Source organism: Flavobacterium turcicum (genome assembly GCF_011365745.1).
In the GTDB taxonomy this organism is placed as follows: domain Bacteria; phylum Bacteroidota; class Bacteroidia; order Flavobacteriales; family Flavobacteriaceae; genus Flavobacterium; species Flavobacterium turcicum.
On record NZ_JAAOBY010000001.1, the window covers coordinates 190,278 to 212,234 of the forward strand.

General features: G+C 33.8%; 20 protein-coding genes and 1 tRNA gene. 13 read left to right on the forward strand and 8 right to left on the reverse strand.

The features are described from left to right. Positions 1-77 precede the first annotated feature (77 nt). The gene (locus tag G9Q29_RS00815) at positions 78-1,064 is read left to right on the forward strand and encodes an SPFH domain-containing protein (protein WP_166132616.1); all 987 of its coding nucleotides are present in this window, start codon (positions 78-80) and stop codon (positions 1,062-1,064) included. Between the two features lie 446 nt (positions 1,065-1,510). On the opposite strand, the gene G9Q29_RS00820 is transcribed toward G9Q29_RS00815, so the two are convergent. Next, positions 1,511-3,601, reverse strand: a complete 2,091-nt coding sequence (locus tag G9Q29_RS00820) for a glutamine--tRNA ligase/YqeY domain fusion protein (RefSeq protein ID WP_166132617.1) — start codon at positions 3,599-3,601, stop codon at positions 1,511-1,513. A 115-nt stretch (positions 3,602-3,716) separates the two neighbouring features. Between G9Q29_RS00820 and folB the strand changes: the two genes are divergently transcribed. Together folB and G9Q29_RS00830 are read left to right on the forward strand one after the other, a co-directional pair. Further along, positions 3,717-4,076: a dihydroneopterin aldolase gene (gene folB / locus G9Q29_RS00825; RefSeq protein WP_166132618.1), complete on the forward strand. Its 360-nt coding sequence runs from the start codon at positions 3,717-3,719 to the stop codon at positions 4,074-4,076. A 104-nt stretch (positions 4,077-4,180) separates the two neighbouring features. Continuing rightward, positions 4,181-4,251, forward strand: a tRNA-Cys gene (locus tag G9Q29_RS00830). A 532-nt stretch (positions 4,252-4,783) separates the two neighbouring features. Here the strand turns inward: G9Q29_RS00830 and G9Q29_RS00835 are convergent. The 4 genes from G9Q29_RS00835 to rnr all read right to left on the reverse strand — a co-directional run bounded on the left by G9Q29_RS00835 (position 4,784) and on the right by rnr (position 8,907). After that, positions 4,784-5,251, reverse strand: coding sequence for a hypothetical protein (locus G9Q29_RS00835; protein ID WP_166132619.1), 468 nt, complete (start codon positions 5,249-5,251; stop codon positions 4,784-4,786). Positions 5,252-5,316: 65 nt separating this feature from the next. Beyond that, a complete protein-coding gene (locus G9Q29_RS00840) occupies positions 5,317-6,000 on the reverse strand; it encodes a LysE family translocator (RefSeq protein WP_166132620.1) in 684 nt (227 codons plus the stop codon). 39 nt (positions 6,001-6,039) lie between these two features. After that, positions 6,040-6,708, reverse strand: a complete 669-nt coding sequence (locus tag G9Q29_RS00845; RefSeq protein WP_166132621.1) for a head GIN domain-containing protein — start codon at positions 6,706-6,708, stop codon at positions 6,040-6,042. Between the two features lie 18 nt (positions 6,709-6,726). Beyond that, entirely contained in the window at positions 6,727-8,907 is a 2,181-nt protein-coding gene (gene rnr / locus G9Q29_RS00850) for a ribonuclease R (RefSeq protein WP_166132622.1), read from the reverse strand. A 119-nt stretch (positions 8,908-9,026) separates the two neighbouring features. Between rnr and G9Q29_RS00855 the strand changes: the two genes are divergently transcribed. After that, positions 9,027-9,260 carry a DUF2007 domain-containing protein gene (locus tag G9Q29_RS00855; RefSeq protein ID WP_166132623.1) on the forward strand — a complete coding sequence of 78 codons (234 nt, stop codon included), beginning with the start codon at positions 9,027-9,029 and terminating at the stop codon, positions 9,258-9,260. A 732-nt stretch (positions 9,261-9,992) separates the two neighbouring features. After that, on the forward strand, positions 9,993-10,424 hold the full coding sequence (rpiB, locus tag G9Q29_RS00860; protein WP_166132624.1) for a ribose 5-phosphate isomerase B: 432 nt from the start codon (positions 9,993-9,995) through the stop codon (positions 10,422-10,424). Positions 10,425-10,497: 73 nt separating this feature from the next. Here the strand turns inward: rpiB and G9Q29_RS00865 are convergent, their stop codons facing one another. Continuing rightward, entirely contained in the window at positions 10,498-10,788 is a 291-nt protein-coding gene (locus G9Q29_RS00865) for a DUF1294 domain-containing protein (protein WP_166132625.1), read from the reverse strand. Between the two features lie 53 nt (positions 10,789-10,841). Between G9Q29_RS00865 and G9Q29_RS00870 the strand changes: the two genes are divergently transcribed. Next, positions 10,842-12,965, forward strand: a complete 2,124-nt coding sequence (locus tag G9Q29_RS00870; RefSeq protein WP_166132626.1) for a Tex family protein — start codon at positions 10,842-10,844, stop codon at positions 12,963-12,965. A 71-nt stretch (positions 12,966-13,036) separates the two neighbouring features. On the opposite strand, the gene G9Q29_RS00875 is transcribed toward G9Q29_RS00870, so the two are convergent. Together G9Q29_RS00875 and tatA are read right to left on the reverse strand one after the other, a co-directional pair. Continuing rightward, the gene (locus G9Q29_RS00875; RefSeq protein WP_166132627.1) at positions 13,037-14,356 is read right to left on the reverse strand and encodes an alpha/beta hydrolase family protein; all 1,320 of its coding nucleotides are present in this window, start codon (positions 14,354-14,356) and stop codon (positions 13,037-13,039) included. A gap of 203 nt (positions 14,357-14,559) precedes the next feature. Next, positions 14,560-14,739, reverse strand: a complete 180-nt coding sequence (gene tatA, locus G9Q29_RS00880) for a twin-arginine translocase TatA/TatE family subunit (protein ID WP_166132628.1) — start codon at positions 14,737-14,739, stop codon at positions 14,560-14,562. 211 nt (positions 14,740-14,950) lie between these two features. On the opposite strand from tatA, the gene G9Q29_RS00885 reads away from it, so the two are divergent. Genes G9Q29_RS00885 through rfbD form a run of 7 tightly spaced genes read left to right on the forward strand, consistent with a single transcriptional unit; the run spans position 14,951 to position 21,955 of the window. Continuing rightward, positions 14,951-15,463, forward strand: coding sequence for a peptidase (locus G9Q29_RS00885; RefSeq protein WP_166132629.1), 513 nt, complete (start codon positions 14,951-14,953; stop codon positions 15,461-15,463). Positions 15,464-15,497: 34 nt separating this feature from the next. Next, the gene (locus tag G9Q29_RS00890) at positions 15,498-16,985 is read left to right on the forward strand and encodes a GH3 family domain-containing protein (protein WP_166132630.1); all 1,488 of its coding nucleotides are present in this window, start codon (positions 15,498-15,500) and stop codon (positions 16,983-16,985) included. A 36-nt stretch (positions 16,986-17,021) separates the two neighbouring features. Then, the gene (locus tag G9Q29_RS00895) at positions 17,022-18,701 is read left to right on the forward strand and encodes a DUF6909 family protein (RefSeq protein WP_166132631.1); all 1,680 of its coding nucleotides are present in this window, start codon (positions 17,022-17,024) and stop codon (positions 18,699-18,701) included. 7 nt (positions 18,702-18,708) lie between these two features. After that, a complete protein-coding gene (locus G9Q29_RS00900) occupies positions 18,709-19,683 on the forward strand; it encodes a hypothetical protein (protein ID WP_166132632.1) in 975 nt (324 codons plus the stop codon). 5 nt (positions 19,684-19,688) lie between these two features. Then, a complete protein-coding gene (gene rfbA / locus G9Q29_RS00905; protein WP_166132633.1) occupies positions 19,689-20,546 on the forward strand; it encodes a glucose-1-phosphate thymidylyltransferase RfbA in 858 nt (285 codons plus the stop codon). 6 nt (positions 20,547-20,552) lie between these two features. Continuing rightward, entirely contained in the window at positions 20,553-21,104 is a 552-nt protein-coding gene (gene rfbC, locus G9Q29_RS00910) for a dTDP-4-dehydrorhamnose 3,5-epimerase (RefSeq protein ID WP_166132634.1), read from the forward strand. Further along, positions 21,092-21,955, forward strand: coding sequence for a dTDP-4-dehydrorhamnose reductase (gene rfbD, locus G9Q29_RS00915; RefSeq protein WP_317164722.1), 864 nt, complete (start codon positions 21,092-21,094; stop codon positions 21,953-21,955). Before rfbC ends, rfbD begins: the two co-directional genes overlap by 13 nt. The last annotated feature ends 2 nt before the right edge of the window (positions 21,956-21,957 follow it).

Here is a 21,957-nt window from a genome sequence, read left to right on the forward strand (position 1 = left end):
TTAATGATATTAACAAAGACAAACCTAAAGTTTTTTTGTAAATTGTGAGGTAATTTTTAACTAATAATAAAAACATTATGGATATTGCATTAATTATCTTACTGGTCTTTGGTCTATTTATTTTACTATCCTCCTTCTTCACCGTAAAACAACAAACAGCTGTTGTTATTGAACGCTTTGGTAAATTTTTAAGTATCAGACAATCGGGTTTACATCTTAAAATTCCGCTGATAGATCGCATCGCAGGTCGTGTTAACTTAAAAATCCAACAATTAGATGTAATCATCGAAACAAAAACCAAGGACAATGTTTTTGTAAAACTAAAAGTTTCTGTTCAATTTATGGTAATCAAAGAAACGGTTTACGATGCCTTTTACAAACTAGAATATCCACACGATCAAATCACCTCTTATGTATTTGATGTAGTTCGTGCCGAAGTGCCAAAATTAAAACTAGATGATGTTTTTGAACGAAAAGACGATATTGCAATTGCTGTAAAGCGTGAACTAAACGAAGCAATGACTACGTATGGATACACCATCATCAATACTTTGGTAACTGATATTGATCCAGACATTCAAGTTAAAAATGCGATGAACAGAATTAATGCTGCAGACAGAGAAAAAACAGTAGCAGAATTTGAAGCAGAAGCATCTAGAATTAGAATTGTAGCAAAAGCGGAAGCAGAAGCAGAAAGTAAACGTTTACAAGGACAAGGTATTGCTAACCAAAGAAGAGAAATTGCTAAAGGTCTCGTAGAAAGTGTGGATGTATTAAACAGTGTAGGTATCAACTCCCAAGAAGCATCGGCTTTAATCGTAGTTACGCAACATTATGACACTTTACAAGCTATTGGCGCCGACACAAATTCGAATTTAATTTTGTTACCAAATTCACCACAAGCCGGAAGCGATATGCTAAATAATATGATTGCTTCTTTTAGTGCTTCAAACCAAGTTGGCGAATTAATGAAAAAAAAATCAGCACCATCTGAAAATAGAAAGCGAACTCAAATTCAAGAACCGCTAACAAACGAAACTGAAACACCCGAAGAAGAAAAATAATAAAAGAGGCCTAGTGCCTCTTTTTTATGTGCCATCATTTTTTTGAAACTAAAATAAAAATAAACTACTCACCTACTCTTTCATTTTAAAATAAAATTGATAACCAAAATTCTTCTTCAAAATTTTCAAAAAATTAAATTTCACGTGGAAAAATCAAAAACAAGTCCATTTATAAAACTCATTGCGCAAATTGTAACAAAATTTCAAAATAAGCGAATCATTTTACCCTAAAAACTAAATAAATCATCTTAGATAAAAGAAAATATTAAAAACATATAAATTGATAAATAAACAAAAATAATAGCTTAAATTTAAAATATGAAAGTCAATTTTAATAGTTAAAAATAATATTTTTTAAAAATAAAATAGAAATTAATAATAATAAAAAAACTCCCGATTAAAGGAGTTTTAGTATTAGTAATATCTATAATTAAAAAAGTGATTTTCTAATTTAATAAAGCAAGCACTTTTTCATTTTTTTCTACATTTTTCAATTCTGCTAGAACAGTTTCAAATAAAACTAGATTTTGAGAATCATTTTTTAAATTCAAAATTGCAATACCTCGCACCGAAGCTAATTGACTTTTTAATGACATAGTATAAAATTTATGAACCATATCTGCATCAAACGAATTAATTTCAACTTTATCAGAATATTGAACAATCAAATTAGCAAACAACAAAGCATTGTTATCATTTTTGATATTTTTGATAACCGTTTGCACTAACAAACTGTAGTTATCAACACTCTTAATGTTTTCAATAATTCGTGTTAAAAGAGCAGCTGCGGCAGTTTCATCTTTTTCCTTAACGTACTTATTCAGATCTTTTTGAGTGTTCATCAAAAGATTTTCTTCTTTTTTGCCCTTTTCTTCCCAAGCATCTTTTAATCCAACCGTTTTGTTGAAAATAATGGTCTCAACAGAAGAGTCTTTATCAACATTAAAATATCCTAAACGCTGAAATTGAAATTTATCACCAGCTTTTACAGTAGCCAAAATAGGCTCTACATAACCTTTTACAACCTGAAGTGAATTCGGATTCATAAAATCTAAGAAGTTTTTATCTTTATGACTGTCAGGTGCTTGGTCTAAAAACAATCTGTCATACAAACGAACTTCAGTTTCCAAAGCATGAGCGACTGAAACCCAATGCAAGGTACCCGCAACTTTACGTTGGCTGGCTTCACTTCCACTTCCACTCTTACTATCTGCATCATAGGTAGCATGAATTTCAATAATTTCTCCAGAATCATCTTTTACAACAGATTCACCTTTGATAATATAGGCATTTTTTAAACGTACTTCACGACCAATACTTAATCTAAAAAATTTAGCAGGAGCATTTTCTAAAAAATCTTCTCTTTCAATAAACAATGTTTTTGAAAAAGGTACTTTTCTGAATCCAGCGCTTTCATCTTCTTGATTGTTCTCAGCATCTAACCACTCTTCTTGACCTTCTGGATAATTGGTAATAACCAACTTTATTGGGTCTAAAACAGCCATTACACGTGGTGCAGTTTTGTTTAAATCTTCGCGTAAGCAAAATTCTAACAACGAATAATCGATGATATTTTCACGTTTTGCAACTCCGATAATTTCGCAAAATTTACGAATAGAATTAGCGGTATAACCACGTCTGCGTAAACCAGAAATTGTTGGCATTCTAGGATCATCCCAACCGTTTACAATATTTTCTTGAACCAATTGGAGTAATTTACGCTTACTCATTACGGTATAATTCAAGTTCAAACGAGCAAATTCGTATTGATTTGGACGCACTTTCGTGTCGTCATAAATTTGATCCAAAAACCAATTGTACAACTCACGATGCATTACAAATTCTAGGGTACAAATGGAATGTGAAATTTGTTCGATAAAATCGCTTTCGCCGTGTGCATAATCATACATTGGATAGATTTTCCAATCGTTTCCTGTTCTATGATGATGACGATGTAGGACTCTATACATCAAAGGATCACGCATCAACATATTGGTAGAAGCCATATCAATTTTGGCACGTAAAACATGACTTCCTTCTGGGAAATCTCCATTTTTCATACCTTCAAATAAAGTTAAATTTTCTTCAACTGAACGGTTTCTATATGGTCCATCAACACCTGGTTGCGTTGGAGTTCCTTTTTGAGCAGCCATTTCTTCAGAAGACTGACTATCTACATACGCCTTTCCGTTTTTAATCATCGTTACAGCCCAATCATACAATTGTTGAAAGTAATCAGATGCGTAACGTTCTTCAGCCCATTCAAAACCCAACCATTGCAAATCTTCTTTAATCGCATCTACATATTCTTGCTCTTCTTTGGCAGGATTGGTATCGTCAAAACGCAAATTTACAGGTGCATTGTACTTTAAACCCAAACCAAAATTCAAGCAAATAGACTTAGCGTGACCAATGTGTAAATAACCATTTGGTTCTGGTGGAAAACGAAAACGCAAATACTCTTTCGGGAAACCGTTTGCTATGCTGTCTTCTATGATTTGTTCTATAAAATGGAGTGATTTTTCTTCAGTTGACATTTTTTTGTTTTATTTTAGCAAAGATAAAAAAGTTTAAGGTTTAATGTTTACTGTTTGTTAGAAACCTACCACAGTGTTACAATTACTTTATACCAAATACGTTTAAAAAGCACAAATGGGAATTATAACATTAAAAAACATCCGCACTTATTCGTACCACGGATGTTTGATTGAAGAATCAAAAATAGGTTCAGATTACTTGGTAAACCTTGATATTACAACTGATTTAGCCACATCTCGCTTAACTGATAAACTAGCAGATACAGTAGATTATGTATTGTTAAATCACATAGTAGTGACTGAAATGGCAATTCGTTCTAACTTATTAGAGCATGTAGCTGACCGAATCATCAAACGAATTTTTAACGAAAGCCAAAGTGTTACGAGAGCACGTGTACAAGTATCAAAATTAAATCCGCCAATTGGTGGTGATGTTGAATCAGTTACAATCGAAATTGAAGAATTCCGGTCTTAAAACTAAAAGTGAATTGTGAGTTCTAAAAAATATTTTTAAAAGTTTTAAAGTGAATACTTTTAAACATTAAAGTTTTTAAGTACTTTTGCCATCCGTTAAACAATGGCGTCGTGGCCGAGCGGCTAGGCTGGGCTCTGCAAAAGCCCCTACTCCGGTTCGAATCCGGACGATGCCTCTAAAACCTTCAAAGCAATTTGGAGGTTTTTTTATGGTTTATTTTTAGAAAAAATAAAGTAAAGTTATAGTTCGAATCCGTCCCCAAGCATAGGGACATGCCTCTAAAACCTTCAAAGCAATTTGAAGGTTTTTTTTATGGTTTATTTTTAGAAAAAATAAGGTAAAATAATGGTTCGAATCCGTCCAATAGATTCGTAGGATAAACAACTAACCTTCAAGGAAACTTGAGGTTTTTTTTTATGATTTATTTTTAGAAAAAATAAGGTAAAGTTTTGGTTCGAATCCGTCCCACAGCTTCGGTAGATGCATCTAAAACCTTCAAGGACAAGAACAAAGTGAATTGGTGAAGTAAACTTGAGGTTTGTTTTGTAGTTTATTTTTAGAAAAAATAAGATAAAAAATGGTATAAATCATGACAATAAGGTACTAACCTCCAAGGACACGAACAAAGAGTGTTGGCGGGGAAAATTGAAGTTCTTATGTAGAAAAATATATGATTAAAATGATTAATCAATAACATTTGAAGTGAATCAGGGGTATTTATTGATATTATTTCTTGTAAAATTATAAATAGTCCTCAACTTAGAATTATGATTAATAATTTCTGTTTTATGAATCAAAATAGAATCTTTTAAATAGAATTTTTCATTATTAAATATTACATAGCCTTGATTAGGTTGACAATCTTTATTTGATTTTAGAATCTTATAATTATTATTATTTTTTGAAGGTTCTAGTTTAAAATTTTCATAAAAATAACATAGATTATTTTGAAAACTATTTAAAATCAAAGTGTCATTAACAACTACCCAATTACCCTTAGAAATAGAAGAAGAAATAGAACTAAATCGTTCAAATTCAAAAGTATTATTGTCATTGATTTTTAATTTACTGTTCAAGGAAAACCACTGATTTTCAAAGTCATTTGATCTACAACAACTAGAAATGAAGACAATTATCATCAAAAGATAAAAAAAAGATATAATACTATTTTTCATTTTTTTTTAATATTAAACTAAGTTGTACAAAAAAACCGCTATGACAAGCGGCTTAATTATTTATTTTATTCTTGTTTTTCTATTTTTTCAAATGCTTTTTTTACCATTTCTTTTTCTTCAGGAAACCAACCTTGAGTGATTAAAACGATCCCAAAAACCATCATCACTACACTTATTCCTTTTTTTATTTTAAGAATATTTACGGGAGTCAGTTTTGTTTTTAATTGTTTAGCCAACAGTATTTTAAAACAATCTATAATTAAATAAGTTAAGATCACCGATACGAAAAAAGTCAACATTCTTGGTGTTTGCATCTCTAATTTCGGGCCAATAGATATAATAATTGCCAACCAAAAACCCAACACACCAATGTTGATAATGTTAAGTAGAAAACCTTTCATAAAAAGACTGAAATAATTCTTCTTTACAATTTCTCTGTCAATAGAATCAGTGTTTATTTTTTCGACTTTTTTAAGTTGAAGAAAAGAAATCACACCGTAAGCTAACATGATAACTCCTCCAAAAATAAACAGAGCAGGCTGATCTTTCAAACTTTGAATCAATCTGTAACTGCCTAAATACGCAATTGCAATAAAAACGATATCACCTAAAACAACTCCTAAATCAAAAACCAAAGCTGCACGAAATCCCTTTATAATACTCGTTTCTAGTAAAATAAAAAAAACGGGACCAATCATAAAACTTAGAAAAATTCCCCACGGAATTCCAGACAGTATATCGTTTATCATTAAAAATCTATTTATTATCCTAAAAGGAAAGGCAAAGTACTACTTTTTTTCCAAAATAGTACCACCAATAAATACTTCCTTATTGATTTGTTTGGGTGAGCCGTAAATAAAAATTGATCCACCAGCACGTACTTTTGCGTTTACAAGCACACTTGCTTGAATTTCTGATTGTCCTCCTGCAGATACATTAATGCTGGTTTGTGATGTATTTAAATCTCTTGCTTCAAGAATACCTCCTGAGGTGATTTTTACGTCTTGTGTGCTCGCTTTTCCGCTTAGGTGAACAATTCCTCCAGAATTTGATTTTACCGTCGCATTTGCAACATCTATGTCTAAAGTAATTTTTGAACCTGAATTGGCACTTACAGCCAAACTCGTTTGTTTAAAATCATGCTCACTTTGTACAGTACTACCTTCACTTGCTGAAACAGCTTGAATTTCTTTAAAATACAATTTTACAGTAATATCCTCTCCAGCTAATAGTTTGGTTAGCGGCATTCTGATTTTTAATTCGCCATTTTTATTTACTATTTCTAACTCATCTGCACGAGCTCCTGTGGCTTCGATTTTATTCTCTTTACTGGGAATTAATAGTACATTAATTTTGTCAAAAACCTTAACTTCGTCAAAATCACCTAAATTTCTTGTTACTTGTGCTTGGCTCCATTGTGTAACAACAAGGCATACCAATAGTGCTATTTTTTTCATACTTTTTTGGATTAATTGTTATTCATTTCTTCTTAAAAAATTAAAATCCAATTGTTTTTTAACTAAATCGGCATTTTTAACTTTAACGAAAATTTCATCTCCTAATTGCAATAATCTACCGGAAGTAGCTCCTGTTAGTGCATATTGTTTTTCATCGAAAGTGTAATAATCATCACGTATATCGCGAATACGTACCATTCCTTCGCACTTATTTTCGATAATTTCAACATAAATTCCCCATTCTGTCACACCCGAAATTACACCCAAAAACTCCTGATCCTGATGATCTTGCATGTATTTTACTTGCATGTATTTGATAGAATCACGCTCTGCATTGGTTGCCAAACCTTCCATAGTTGAAGAATGTAAACATTTGGTTTCATACGTTTCCTCATCAACAGATTTTCCTCCATCAAGGTAAAACTGTAACAAACGGTGTACCATAACGTCAGGATAACGACGAATTGGCGATGTAAAATGTGAATAATATTCAAAAGCAAGTCCGTAATGACCAATATTATCTGTAGAATATTTGGCTTTACTCATACTTCTAATAGCCAATGTATCAATTAAATTTTGCTCTTTTTTACCATTAACATCCGCCATTAATTGATTCAAAGACTTAGAAATATCGCCTTTGTTTCTGAAATCAATTTTGTAACCAAACTTAGCAATTACGGTTTGCATGGCTATTAATTTGTCTTCATTAGGCTCATCGTGAATTCTGTAAATGAAGGTTTTCTTTTGTTTACCAATGTATTCGGCTACTTTTTTATTTGCCAAAAGCATGAACTCTTCAATCAAATGATTGGCATCTCTAGATACTTTAAAGTAAACACCTTGTGGTTCACCCGCATCGTCTAAGTTGAATTTTACTTCGACTTTGTCAAAAGATATCGCACCATCAGCCATTCTCTTTTTTCTAAAAATCTTAGCTATTTCATCCATTTTAAGCGTTGCTGCAACAATTTCTGCAGGAACTCGATAAGCTGCTCCAGTGATCGAAATCTCAACCGGAATAACATCTTGTTTGGTTTCTATGATGTGTTGCGCTTCTTCGTAAGCAAAACGTTGATCAGAATAAATTACCGTTCGACCAAACCACTGGTTAACAACTTGCGCTTTTTCAGTAATTTCAAATATAGCCGAAAAAGTATATTTCTCTTCATGCGGACGTAAGGAACACGCAAAGTTTGACAACACCTCAGGTAACATAGGTACTACTCTATCCACTAAATAAACCGATGTAGCACGTTGATAAGCTTCATCATCAAGGATTGTTCCTTCTTCCAAATAATACGATACATCGGCAATGTGAATTCCAATTTCGTAATTTCCGTTTTCTAATTCTTTGAAAGACAACGCATCATCAAAATCTTTAGCATCTTTTGGATCAATGGTAAAGGTCAATGTATCACGCATATCACGACGATTTGCAATTTCTTCTGCCGTAATCGAAGTATCTATTTTTTGTGCATAAGTTTCCACTTCAATAGGAAACTCTGATGGCAAACCGTATTCAGCCAAAATAGCATGAATCTCAGTATCGTGTTCACCTGGTTTACCTAAAACTTTAACAACGGTACCAAACGGACTATCAGCACGTTTTGGCCAATCTTCAATATGCACCAAAACTACATCACCTTGCTCCGCCTCGCCTATTTTATCCTTTGGAATAAAAATATCAGTATACATTTTTGGATTGGCTGTAGACACAAAAGCAAAATTAGGTTGAATATCAATTACACCTACAAAATCTGTTTTGTGTCGTTCTATAACTTCAATTACTTCACCTTCAGGACGTTTTCCTTTTCTGCGGTTGTACACATATACTTTTACGATATCTTTATCTAAAGCATGATTCAAGTTTGCAGTAGGAATAAAAACATCATCCTCAAGATCTGGACAAACAAAAAAGGCTGTTTTACGACCCGTCATATCAATTTTACCTTCGTAATAATCTTGACTGGCAGCTTTTACCAAATACTTACCTGGTTCCGACTCAATAATTTTGTTTTGTGAGGCTAATATTTTTAAATCTTTAATGATTTGATTTCTACTAGCGGTATCATCTAACTCTAACTTAGCTCCTATTTGTTTATAATTGAATGCTTTATTGGCACTTTGCGATAATATTTTTAAAATTTTATCTGAGAAATCTTTCTCTTTCTTTATCGGCTTTCTTAATCTTTTACTCATAAATCTGTTCTTAAAAGTCTAAAATTACGAAATACTAAACTGTATTCGACCAAAGCAACCTAGTTTTAAAGAAAATATAACTATAAAGGAATAATTGTATCTTTATAAAAACAACACTAATGGACACATTTAAAACGATTGCCATATTCAATTACGCTCACGAAATTGTAGTTATAAAACATTTGCTCGAGCAAGAATCGATTGCACATTTGTTCGAAAACGAAAATCTTGTTTCAGTCGATCCGTTTGGCAGTTTTGCCTACGGAGGAATCAAACTCAAAATTCATCAAAACGATTTTGAAAAAGTACAAGCTCTTTTGGATCACCTGAACAACAATTTAAAAATCGTTTGAGATCAATTTTAAAAATTTTTGAATTTTCTTTTTTGAAAGTTGTGAACATATATTTAAATAAACAAAAAGAAAATTTAAATTTTAAAACCTTCTTGGTTGTTATTATAGTGTGTTAATAGTGGCAATAAATTTTTTAAAAATAGTATTGTATTTCAGTTTTAAGATGTTATTTGTAGTTATCAACATACTTGTAAAATAGTAAATAGTTGATTTTAAAAGTCTTTTCAATTTTAATTAACAACGGTTGATAATTGTAAACAATTAAAAATTGTAAATAAGTATTTTTAAAAATTCAGTTGATAAAGTGGTTTTGAGTATTGATAACTTTTCTAAAAATTCATCAAACTAAATTAGGAATTAATAAGTCAATTTTTGATTAGTTATTTTTTCGATTCAACCAAAAAATACTTCTTATTTTCTATCCCAAGTTATGAACATTTTATGTTAACTTAAAGTTAACTGAATATCAAGTAGTTGCGTTTTGGTATTAACAATGCAAAATTTTAACATTTAAATCATACATTTTATACTGATTTACAAGTATTTATACACTTATTAAAATTGTTAATAACTGCTAAATATTTCATTATTAAGTCTTTAAATAAGACTATAAAAATAGCCCGAAAATTGTGTTTATAACAATCAATTTGTGGCAACAAACTTAGTGGTATTTACTCCTCAATAGTTGAATAGTTTATATAAATTTGCAACACACAACTTAAAACATACAAAATGAAAATTTCAATAGGAAACGATCACGCCGGACCAGATTACAAAAAGGCAATTGTTGAAATGCTTATCGCAAAAGGACATCAAATAACTAATTATGGAACTGATTCAGTTGATAGCGTTGATTATCCTGATTTTGGGCATCCAGTGGCCACTGATGTAACAGAAGGTAAAGCTGATTTAGGAATTGTAATTTGCGGAAGCGGAAACGGAATTGCAATGACGGTTAATAAACATGCTCAAGTTCGTGCTGCTTTGTGTTGGACTAAAGAAATTGCAGTTTTAGCACGACAACATAATAATGCCAATATTATTAGTATTCCTGCTCGTTTCACTTCAATTCCACAAGTATTAGAAATGGTTGAAGCTTTTATTACTACTGATTTTGAAGGTGGTAGACACCAAAATCGTGTCAATAAAATAGCCTGTCAATAAAATTTGGGCTGCTTCGCAGCTTTATAATTACATCAAGCTCGGTTTTTCACTGGGCTTTTTTTATTTTCATTGACTAAATTAATGTTTTATCACTTAAAATTCCAAAGTTAAAACATATATAGAGCAGTGCAATTTGTAAACAAGCAAGTAACCCAAACTTCCATAAATAGCTTTTTTTGGCTGTTTTATGTCTAAAAAGTAACATTGCAATTCCTGAACCAATTGTGCCGCCTAGAAATACAAAACTTAAAAGAGTTCGTTCTGAGATTCGTCTTTTTTGATTTTTAGCTAAAAATTTATCGTAACCTATACTCACAAAAGCGATTAGGTTTATCACAAAAAAGAAACAGAATAAAACAGTCATTTGATTTAAAATGAAGTCAAAGATATTATTTTAGCCTTTAGAAAATAGAGACAATGACAAATATAGATTTCATTAAAAAACAGGTTGCTACAGCCGCCATAAACATTCTAAAAACAGTTGAACTTTTACAAGAAGATTGCACGATTCCCTTTATTTCTCGTTATCGAAAAGATACCACCGGAAATCTTGATGAAGTACAAATTGAACAAATTGCCAAACTTCAAAAAGAATACGAAGCAATTGCAAAACGCAAAGAAGCAATCGTAAAATCAATTGAAGAGCAAAACGGATTAACCCCTGAATTAGATAAAAAAATACAACAAAGTTTTGATTTACAGGAATTAGAAGATTTGTATTTGCCATTTAAAAAGAAGAAAAAAACAAAAGCTGATGTGGCACGCGAAAATGGTTTAGAACCTTTAGCGAAAATCATCATGGCTCAAAACAAAGATGATGTTGATTTCCTAGCAACGAAATATTTGAATGATGCTGTAACTAATGAAGATGCCGCTTTGCAAGGTGCAAGGGATATTATTGCGGAGTGGATCAACGAAAATATTTTTGTTCGTAAACAATTGCGACGCCTTTACGAGCGCAAAGCAACTATCACGACTAAAGTAGTAAAAACCAAAAAAAACGAAGAGGGCGCTCAAAAATTCAACCAATATTTTGATTGGTCAGAACCCTTGACAAAAGCACCTTCGCATAGATTGTTAGCAATGCTTCGTGCCGAAAATGAAGGTTTTATCAAGTTTAAAGTAGAAGTAGATCTTGATGAAGCCTATGATATTATTGACGAATTGGTTTTAAAAGGAGACAGTCCAGCCACGCCACACGTGCAATTAGCCATTGAAGACAGCTATAAGCGATTGCTAAATCCTGCTATTTCAAACGAAGCTTTGCAAGAAGCGAAAGCCAAGGCTGATGCCAATTCTATTCAAGTTTTTGCTACTAATTTAGGGCAATTATTGCTTGCGCCACCGTTGGGCGAGAAACGAATTTTAGCTATTGACCCAGGATTTCGTTCAGGTTGCAAAGTAGTTTGCTTAGACGAAAAAGGCGATTTAATTTACAATGAAACCATTTATCCTCATGCGCCACAAAACGAAACCGCTATGGCCATGAAAAAGATAAAATCAATGGTAAACGCCTATAACATCGACGCAATTTCAATAGGAAACGGAACAGCATCGCGCGAAACCGAATTCTTCATCAAAAAAATTGCTTTTGATAGAGCGGTTCAGGTTTTCATTGTTTCAGAGGCGGGTGCTTCGGTATATTCGGCATCAAAAATTGCTCGTGAAGAATTCCCAAATTTTGATGTCACGGTTCGTGGTTCGGTTTCTATAGGTCGCCGATTGAGTGATCCTTTGGCCGAGTTGGTAAAAATTGACCCAAAAGCCATTGGCGTAGGCCAATACCAGCACGATGTAGATCAAAGTAAATTGAAGGAAGAACTTGATACCACTGTGGTGCGTTGCGTGAATTCGGTAGGAGTAAACATCAACACGGCGAGTAAACATTTGTTGAGCTATGTGAGTGGAATAGGAGAGAAGCTAGCCGAAAATATTGTGAATTACCGTTCAGAAAATGGTCCTTTTGAGGATCGAAAACAACTTAAAAAAGTACCTCGCTTGGGCGAAAAAGCTTTTCAGCAAGGAGCAGCTTTTATTCGAATTAAAGACGGAAAAAATCCATTGGATAACTCGGCAGTTCACCCTGAAGCGTATTCAATTGTGGAAAAAATGGCCAAAGATTTGAAGTTGAAAGTAACTGATTTAATTGGAAACAAAGAGAAAACAGCCTTAATCAAACCAGAAAATTATGTTACGGCTGAAATAGGTTTATTGACTTTAAAAGACATTATTAAGGAATTAGAAAAACCTGGTTTAGACCCCAGAAAATCTGCAAAAGTTTTTGAATTTGATCCGAATGTAAAAACTATTAAAGACGTAAAAACAGGAATGATTTTGAACGGAATTGTCAATAACATTACCAATTTTGGTTGTTTTGTAGACTTGGGTATTAAAGAAAGTGGTTTGGTACACATTTCTCAACTAAAAGCAGGCTTTGTAAGCGATGTAAACGAAGTGGTCAAACTCCACCAACATGTTACCGTAAAAGTCACGGAAGTCGATGAAGACAGAAAGCGAATTCAGTTGACGATGGTTTTGTAAAATAGAAAAATCCCAAAATTCAATACTTTTCATTGAATTTTGGGATTTATAAATTTGTTTGCAAACGGTTTTTATTTTCTAGCACTTATCCAAGAGCTAATTTTATCAAGCACTTTTGGTGAAATGGTTTGCTCAATTTCGGCATATTCGCTCATAGCACCTGTTGTACATTCCTGAAAAAGATGATTCATGCCTTGAAATTCGTAGGTTTCGAAATTTTTGTTTTTAGCTTTTGTCAATGATTTTTTTATGGCTTCCAAATTTTCTTTTGCAGGTACTTGAAAGTCTAAACTTCCGTTGATAGCCAAAACTGGAATCTTTATTTTAGAAACATATTCGTCTGGATTAAAAGCGATAAAGTATCTGAACCAAGCATTTGTTACTTGTTTTTTAACATCGTCTGGCAATTTTTCTGAGGATGAATTAATAAACTTATCAAAGTCGGAATCAAAAGTGGTTCCTTTGTAATTTTTTATAAAATCATAGATCATTCGGTTGATTTGACTGCTTTTTTGAAGCTCTTCTTCACTCATACCCGCTAGTTTTCCCGCCAAATAATTTTGCAGTACTAAAAGTTCATTTATAGGTTGACCTGGTCCAGCCATCAAAACCAAAAATTTAACGTCTTTGCTTGTACTAGCCACAATGGGAGCAATCATACCACCTTCGCTATGACCAATTAAACCAATGTTTTCAAAACCTTTTGCTTTTAAAAATAGTACTGCTGCATTGATATCAGTAGCGTAATTGAAAGAGGTTTCATCATTACTCCCTTTTGATGAGCCACCAATTCCGCGATCGTCTAGTCGGAGAGTTGCAATACCTTTTTTAGCAAAATCATCAGCGATTACTGCAAAGGGTTTGTGGCCAAAAAGCGCTGAATCGCGATTTTGTTTTCCTGAACCAGTAATCATAATCAAAATTGGCTCTTTTTTATTGAAATTGTTCGGTTCAGATAGTGTCCCGGCCAAAGTATTCTTATCTGTGGAATTGATAAAAGTTACTTCCTCTATTTTGTATGAAAAAGGTGCTTTTGGAGTTTGTGATCTGTTCAATTTAGAAAGTATTAATGGTAATTCCATTCCACCTTGTTTAAAAGTGCCGTTAATGCTTTCATTTGTTACTTTTCCGGAGTAGGAGATTCCCAATGCAGGAAGCTCAAGCGTTAATTGATCAGCAGAATAGCTGGTTGTACTAACCGGAATATTTGTGGCCCCTTGTTTTGGACTGTCAAGAGTTGAAATGAGTTTTTCACCTTCTTTTTTAATGTGAAAAATTAGTGGCAATTTCATTCCTGGAACGTCTAGTTCACCTTGCCAAGAACCAGTTATTTCTTGTGCAAAAAGGAGTTGAATACTTAAAAGCAATACGGTTACAAGAGTTGTTTTCATTGTTTTTTGATTTTAATCTTAGTCAGTTAGTAGCAAATTGATTTTTATTTTATTCACGTAAATTTTTTCCACAAAGTTTTCAAAATAAACTTCTACAAGCAATTAATCTATTATTGAAAAAACAAGTATCAAAAAAATTTACAAAAAAACCCAAACAGCAATTGTAGTTGCTATTTGGGTCTTTCTATTGTTGTTATAAAGAATTATTCTTTTGTAGAAGCTTCTTCTTTTTTATTGGCTGGTTCACCGTCTTTTGCTGCGTTCTTGAATTCTTTGATTCCGCTTCCTAAACCTTTCATCAATTCTGGAATTTTTTTACCTCCAAAAAGTAATAAAACGACAGCTAATATTATAAGGATTTCTGTAACACCTAATCTTCCCATGATAGTATAATTTATGCCGAAGCAAATTTGTAAATAACCTAATAGCAAAGGTATATAGAATTACTGAATACAAATTCATTTTACAGCATTAATTTAATGGGCGAAGCGTTAAAAATTTATTAACGTCACTGCACCAATTGCTTTTTGTATTGCTGTAAAGGCAGTAAATGCAAGCACAATAATTGTTATATTTGTTCAATAATCAATGAATATGTCCAAAAAAAGACAAAAGCGAAAAGTCATAAAAGAAAATTTATTCAACAAAAGACGTCTCGTAATTCTAAACGAAGATACTTTTGAAGAGACCTTTTCATTAAAACTCACCTTAATGAATGTTTTTGTTGTAGCTAGTGTGGGTGCTATCTTAATCATTTTTGTAACTACATTTATCATTGCATTCACGCCTTTACGAGAGTTCATTCCGGGCTATTCATCATCGCAATTGAAAAAAGAGGCTACTGAATTGGCTCTCAAATCAGATTCGCTTTCTAAAGCCATAAAACAGAATGATTTGTATTTAAAAGCCATCAAGAAAGTTTTAACGGGTGAGTTAGAATATGCTAAATTCAACAAAGATTCTATTTTAGAAACTTCTGAAGTAACAGCAGAAAAATTAGATTTAGCTCCATCAGAAGCAGAATTGGAGTTGCGCAAACAAGTGGCTATCGAGGAGCAAAAAGCAGCATCAAATACGGCTGCGGCCAAAAGAAAAAGTTCGAAATAAATCGTATTTTACATTTCAAAAGTATCTCATCAGGATGTCATTAAAATCAATTATAGCAAAGATTTTTGCCAAAAATATTTATCAAAAAACCCAAGTTTGGGCTACAAATCCAGTGGTAGCTCAACAAAAGGTACTGCAGCAATTAATCACTCAAGCACAACATACGGCTTTTGGCAAGGACCACCATTTTAATAAAATTACAACTGCGGCCGACTTTGCTAAGTACGTTCCCGTGCGCGATTACGAAGCGCTGAAACCTTATGTTGACCGAGTGGTACAAGGTGAAGCCAATATTCTGTGGAAAGGGAAACCGTTGTATTTTGCCAAAACTTCAGGAACTACATCTGGAGCAAAGTACATTCCGTTGACTAAGGAATCAATGCCGTATCACATTGAGGCCGCCCGCAACGCGATCTTGCATTACATTCACGAAACTGGTAAGGCTGATTTTGTAGATGGTAAAATGATTTTCTTGCAAGGAAGTCCGATTTTAGAAGAAAAAAACGGAATAAAACTAGGGCGTTTATCCGGAATTGTAGCGCATTTTGTTCCAAAATACCTTCAAAAAAACAGAATGCCCTCTTGGGAAACCAATTGTATCGAAGATTGGGAAACCAAAGTAAATGCGACTGTCGAAGAAACGTTTCATGAAAATATGGCTGTGATTTCAGGTATACCTTCTTGGGTGCAAATGTATTTTGAAAAACTGCATCAAAAAGGAGGGAAGCCTGTGGGCGAAATTTTCAAAAACTTTAATTTGTTCATTTACGGCGGTGTAAATTACGAACCATATCGGGCTAAATTCGAGAATTTAATAGGAAGAAAAGTAGACAGCATTGAATTGTTTCCCGCTTCGGAAGGATTTTTTGCTTATCAAGATTCTCAAAAGGAAAAAGGAATGTTACTACTGCTAAACTCCGGAATTTTTTATGAGTTTATCAAAAGTGACGAATTTTATACCGAAAATCCAAGACGTTACACAATAGGTGAAGTAGAATTGAATGTCAATTATGTTTTGATAATTTCTACCAATGCAGGACTTTGGGGATACAATATTGGCGATACCGTTCAGTTCACGTGTTTAAAACCGTACCGTATTATTGTATCGGGCAGAATCAAACATTACATATCGGCTTTTGGAGAACATGTTATCGGCAAAGAGGTAGAAAGTGCTTTGCAAGAAGCCATTATCGGAACATCCATCAGAATTAATGAGTTTACAGTAGCACCACAAATTACGCCGGCCAAAGGATTGCCGTATCACGAATGGTTCATAGAGTTTGAGAACGAACCACAGGATAGCGCAGCTTTTGCGGAAGCGCTTGACAATGCCATGCGCAAACAAAATGTTTATTATGACGATTTGATAGTGGGTAAGGTATTGCAAAAAGTGGTGGTTACCAAAGTAGTTAAAAACGGTTTTCAAGATTATATGAAATCGATTGGTAAATTAGGTGGCCAAAATAAAGTGCCGCGCTTATCTAATGACAGAAAAATAGCAGATTTGTTAAAGACCCAATAAATGTCATACATTTGCAGGTTAAAAAATAAGTAGAAAATGAAAGAAACAAAAAATATATCGCGCTCTAGAGCACAAGAATCATCGGCAGCCATTGAAAAAATGTACATCACAATGCGCCACCTTTTTAATAGAGGATTTTACAAACCAATGGGAGTATCAGGTGATACGCTTCGTGAAGCATTATTAGCATTACGACCAGAGATTTACGGGAATATTGCCGAAGAAAAAGTAGAATTAAACGGACTTTTGTACGTAATTGAGCGTTTGCCAGTAGGAATTGAAGAATGTCGTTTTATTAATCTTACTTCGGATGAAGGTTACTCAAAATCGCATTTTCAAGCGATTGTTCCTCCAAAAAGACGTCGTAATTGCTATCGAATTGATGAGGAGCAAATGAATGTGGAAATTACAAGAGGAAGATCTGATATTTATGATATTTTAACGCACTTGACTTTTGTTTTTATCGAATCACACAAAATCAGAAACCGTGTTTTATTAGATGATGCCGGCGAGGTTTCTCGTGATTGGATCAAGCTTGAGCAGGCCGTTTCATCAAAGAAAAAGCTAACTCAAATAGAGAAAGAAAAAGCCATTTCGCATGCAGCTAACATTTTAGGTAGAACTTTTGCTGAGGTTTTGGATATTTATGATGCCTTTGGTTCGGCAGCTGCTCCAGACCGTTTTTTACACGTGATTTTTTGGTTGGGTAAACTAGCCATTGAAGAAATTGTAGAGGATAATAAAAGAACGATTACTTTCAGCCCAATTTTAAGAGAACGTTTAGGACACCACATTCACGGTGAAATTTGGGCAACCAATATCAAAGAAGTTTTAAAAGCCAATCAGCTTTTAGACCGACCAATTCACGTAATTAGTGCCAACATGCATAGTGTGATGAATTCGATTTTTGCTACCGAAGTATTGAAAACGAAGTTCAAAGACAAATCGGATTTCTTTATTTATGAAGAGTTAAGTAGATCCGGAGCTGATGAGGTGCGTAATCAAGTGACAGCTGTTGCCTTGAAGCAAGGAATGATCTCTTTGCCAGACACATCAGGAACTAATATTGACGTACAAATTTTTGATACAGCTAAAATCAACTGGGCTAAAACATCGTTTCCTACTGCGCAAGTAGACACTGAAAAACCAGTACTAATTGTTATGGATTATGCATTTGGGGAACAAGCTTATGAAACTATTGATGAGTTATTGAAACCATTTAAGAAAGATACTTTACTTAATGTAAAATCGGTTTCAATTATGGGTAAAGCAGGAATCCTTGAAGGTGGAAAAGGAGATATCATGATTCCTAATGCACACATTAACGAAGGAACTGCTGACAATTATTTCTTTGAAAACGAATTAACTGCCGACATGTTTGAAGGAAATGACATTGCGGTTTTTGCAGGTCCAATGGTAACTGTTTTGGGAACTTCATTACAAAACAGAGATTTATTAAAGTTTTTCCACGATTCTACTTGGGGAATTATTGGTCTTGAAATGGAAGGTTCGTACTATCAAAAAGCCATTCAATCGGCCTCAAAAATCAGACGAAGTGTACCTAGCGACATCAAAGTACGTTATGCTTATTATGCTTCAGATAATCCTTTAGAAACAGGAAGTACTTTGGCTTCAGGTGGTTTAGGAACAACTGGTGTAAAACCTACGTATTTGATTACCATTAAAATATTGGAACAAATTTTCAACTTAAAATAACAATCCTATGAGCGAAAATAAGCCGCTTAATTCGAGTGATCAAGAAGTTGATTTGTCTCAAATATTTTCAAAAATGGGTCTTTTTGTAGATCGTGTTTTTTTGCGACTATTTGAAGGTTTTTTGTTCCTGAAACGAAATGTTTTGGTATTGATCGTTTTGTTTGTTTTGGGAGCAGGACTTGGTTTGTTTTTAGATAAATCCAGAACAGCTTATGATCATGAAATCATTGTGATGCCAAATTTTGGATCGACGGATTATTTGTATGGCAAAGTGGCTTTGCTAAATTCTAAAATCAAAGAAAACGACAGCTTGTTTTTGCAAAAATTAGGGTTTGACACGAGGTTGAAATTACGAAATATAGAGATAACTCCAGTTATTGACGTCTATAAATTTGTAGGTAATGATGAGCAACGTTTAGAGTTAGTAAAACTCATGGCCGATGAAGGCGGCGCGGCAAAGTCAATTGAAAACGAATTAACGAGCAAGAATTATCCGTTTCATCAATTGTCTATTTCTACAGTTAAAAAAGTAGGTCAAGATGATTTTGTGAAACCTTTGCAGGCGTATTTGAATGATTCAAAATATTTCTTGGAAATCAAAAAAGAAAGTTTGAAAAACCTTGAAATGACCCGTAAAGAGAATGATTCGATAATCAAACAAATAAACACCTTAGTCAACAATTTTAGCAAAAATCCGAAAGGACCAGGCAGTAGCTTAGTATATTACAACGAAAATACGCAGCTAAACGACTTGATTAAAAATAAAGAGTTACTAATCAAGCAGCAAGGTAATAATCGTTTGGATAAAATCAACTTTGATAGTGTTATCAAAGAAATTAGTTTAGTGACCAACATAAAGAATGTAAAATCTATCAATGGCAAACTTAAATTTTTAGCTCCATTATTGTTTGTGGGACTGTTCATATTTGGTAGCCTATTCGTTAGTTTTTATCAAAAACTAAAAGTTAAATACAATAAATAACTACCATGAAAGGAATAATTCTAGCAGGAGGTTCAGGTACGCGCTTGCATCCGTTAACACTAGCAGTGAGTAAACAACTGATGCCTATTTATGACAAGCCAATGATATATTATCCATTGTCATCCTTGATGTGGGCAGGAATCAGAGAGATCTTGATCATTTCGACACCACATGATTTGCCTTTGTTTCAACAATTGTTAGGTGATGGGTCTAAATTGGGTTGTCGTTTTGAATATGCCGTGCAAGAACATCCAAATGGTCTTGCCGAAGCTTTTATTATTGGCAAAGAGTTTATTGGAGGCGATAAAGTAGCCTTGGTACTGGGAGATAATATTTTTTACGGAACAGGTTTGTCACAACTTTTGCAAGCCAATAACGATCCTGATGGCGGTATCATTTATGCCTATCATGTAAACGATCCAGAGCGATATGGTGTAGTTGATTTTGACTCGGAGGGAAATGTACTTTCTATTGAAGAAAAACCATTAGTACCAAAATCTAATTACGCAGTTCCTGGAATTTATTTCTATGATAACGATGTGGTTGCTATAGCTGCGAATATAAAGCCAAGTCAACGCGGAGAAATTGAAATTACTGATGTCAACAAAGAATATTTGCGCAGAGGCAAATTAAAAGTAAGTATTCTCGATCGCGGTACTGCATGGTTTGATACAGGAACATTCAATTCGTTAATGCAAGCCTCTCAATTTGTACAAGTAATTGAGGAGCGTCAAGGATTAAAAATAGGATCAATTGAAGAAGCTGCTTTTAGAATGGGTTACATCTCAGCAGAGCAATTAAAAACGATAGCACAACCTTTACTAAAGAGCGGATACGGTTCGCATTTATTAGAGATAATTTAATAATTTATGATATTTAATACAACCAAACTAGAAGGCTGTTGCATCATTGAACCCAAAGTAATTCAAGATGAAAGAGGCTACTTTATGGAAAGTTTCAATGCCAAAACGTTTCAAGACGGTGTGCAAAAGGAAGTTCATTTTGTACAAGACAATCAATCATTTTCTACTAAAGGAGTGCTTAGGGGATTACATTATCAAACTGGAGCGCATGCGCAGGCTAAATTGGTTCGTGTTTTAAGTGGCGAGGTACTTGATGTAGCAGTCGATTTGCGTCCCGAATCTGCGACATTTGGCGAGCATGTTTCGGTTGTACTATCTGCTGAAAATCAAAGGCAGTTTTTTGTGCCAAGAGGTTTTGCACATGGTTTTGTTGTCCTAAGCGAAACGGCAACCTTTTTCTACAAATGTGATAATTTTTATAATAAAGAGTCGGAAGGTGGATTAAAATACAACGATCCTGCTTTGCAAATAGATTGGAAATTTTCGGAAGAAGATTTATTGATTTCCGATAAAGATCAAATTTTACCTAACCTAGATCAAGCCAAATGCGTTTGGTAGTGCTTGTGACCGGTGCCAACGGTCAGTTAGGCCAAGCCTTGCAGCATATTGCCTCAGGATACGCTGAAATAGATTTTGTTTTTTGTGATTCAAAAACGCTAGATATTACCGATAAAGCAGCCATTCAAAGTCAGTTTGAAAAATACAAACCTGATTTTTGTATCAATGCAGCAGCTTATACTGCGGTTGACAAAGCAGAGCAAGAACCTGAAAAAGCAATTTTAATTAACACAACCGCCGCACAATATTTAGCCGAGGTTTGTGATGAATTTAAAACGCAATTGTTGCACGTATCCACTGATTTTGTTTTTGATGGACTTGCGGAAGAACCCTATGTGGAAACCGATTTGCCTAATCCGCAAAATGTGTATGGGCAAACAAAATTGGACGGTGAGAAAGCTATTCAAGCGGTTTTTGGTGCTTATTTCATCGTTAGAACGTCATGGGTTTATTCACAATTTGCAGGTAATTTTATGAAAACCATGTTGCGTCTAGGAGCTGAACGAGATTCTCTATCAGTTGTTGACGATCAAATAGGCACGCCAACACATGCAGTTGATTTGGCTCATGCATTAGTACAAATTATTCTTTTTGCATCAAAAAATCCTGATCACCAAGCGCATGGATTGTATCATTACAGCAATGAAGGCTCCTGTAGTTGGTTTGAATTTGCTAAGAAAATTTTTGAGGTAAATAATGTTAATATTGATTTGAAACCAATTCCGAGTAGCAGTTATCCAACACCTGCACAACGACCAAAGTACAGTGTTTTAGATAAAAGTAAAATTAAAACTGTTTTTGGCATCTCGATTAAATCTTGGGAGGATAGCTTGAGAAACACCGAGCTATAGCC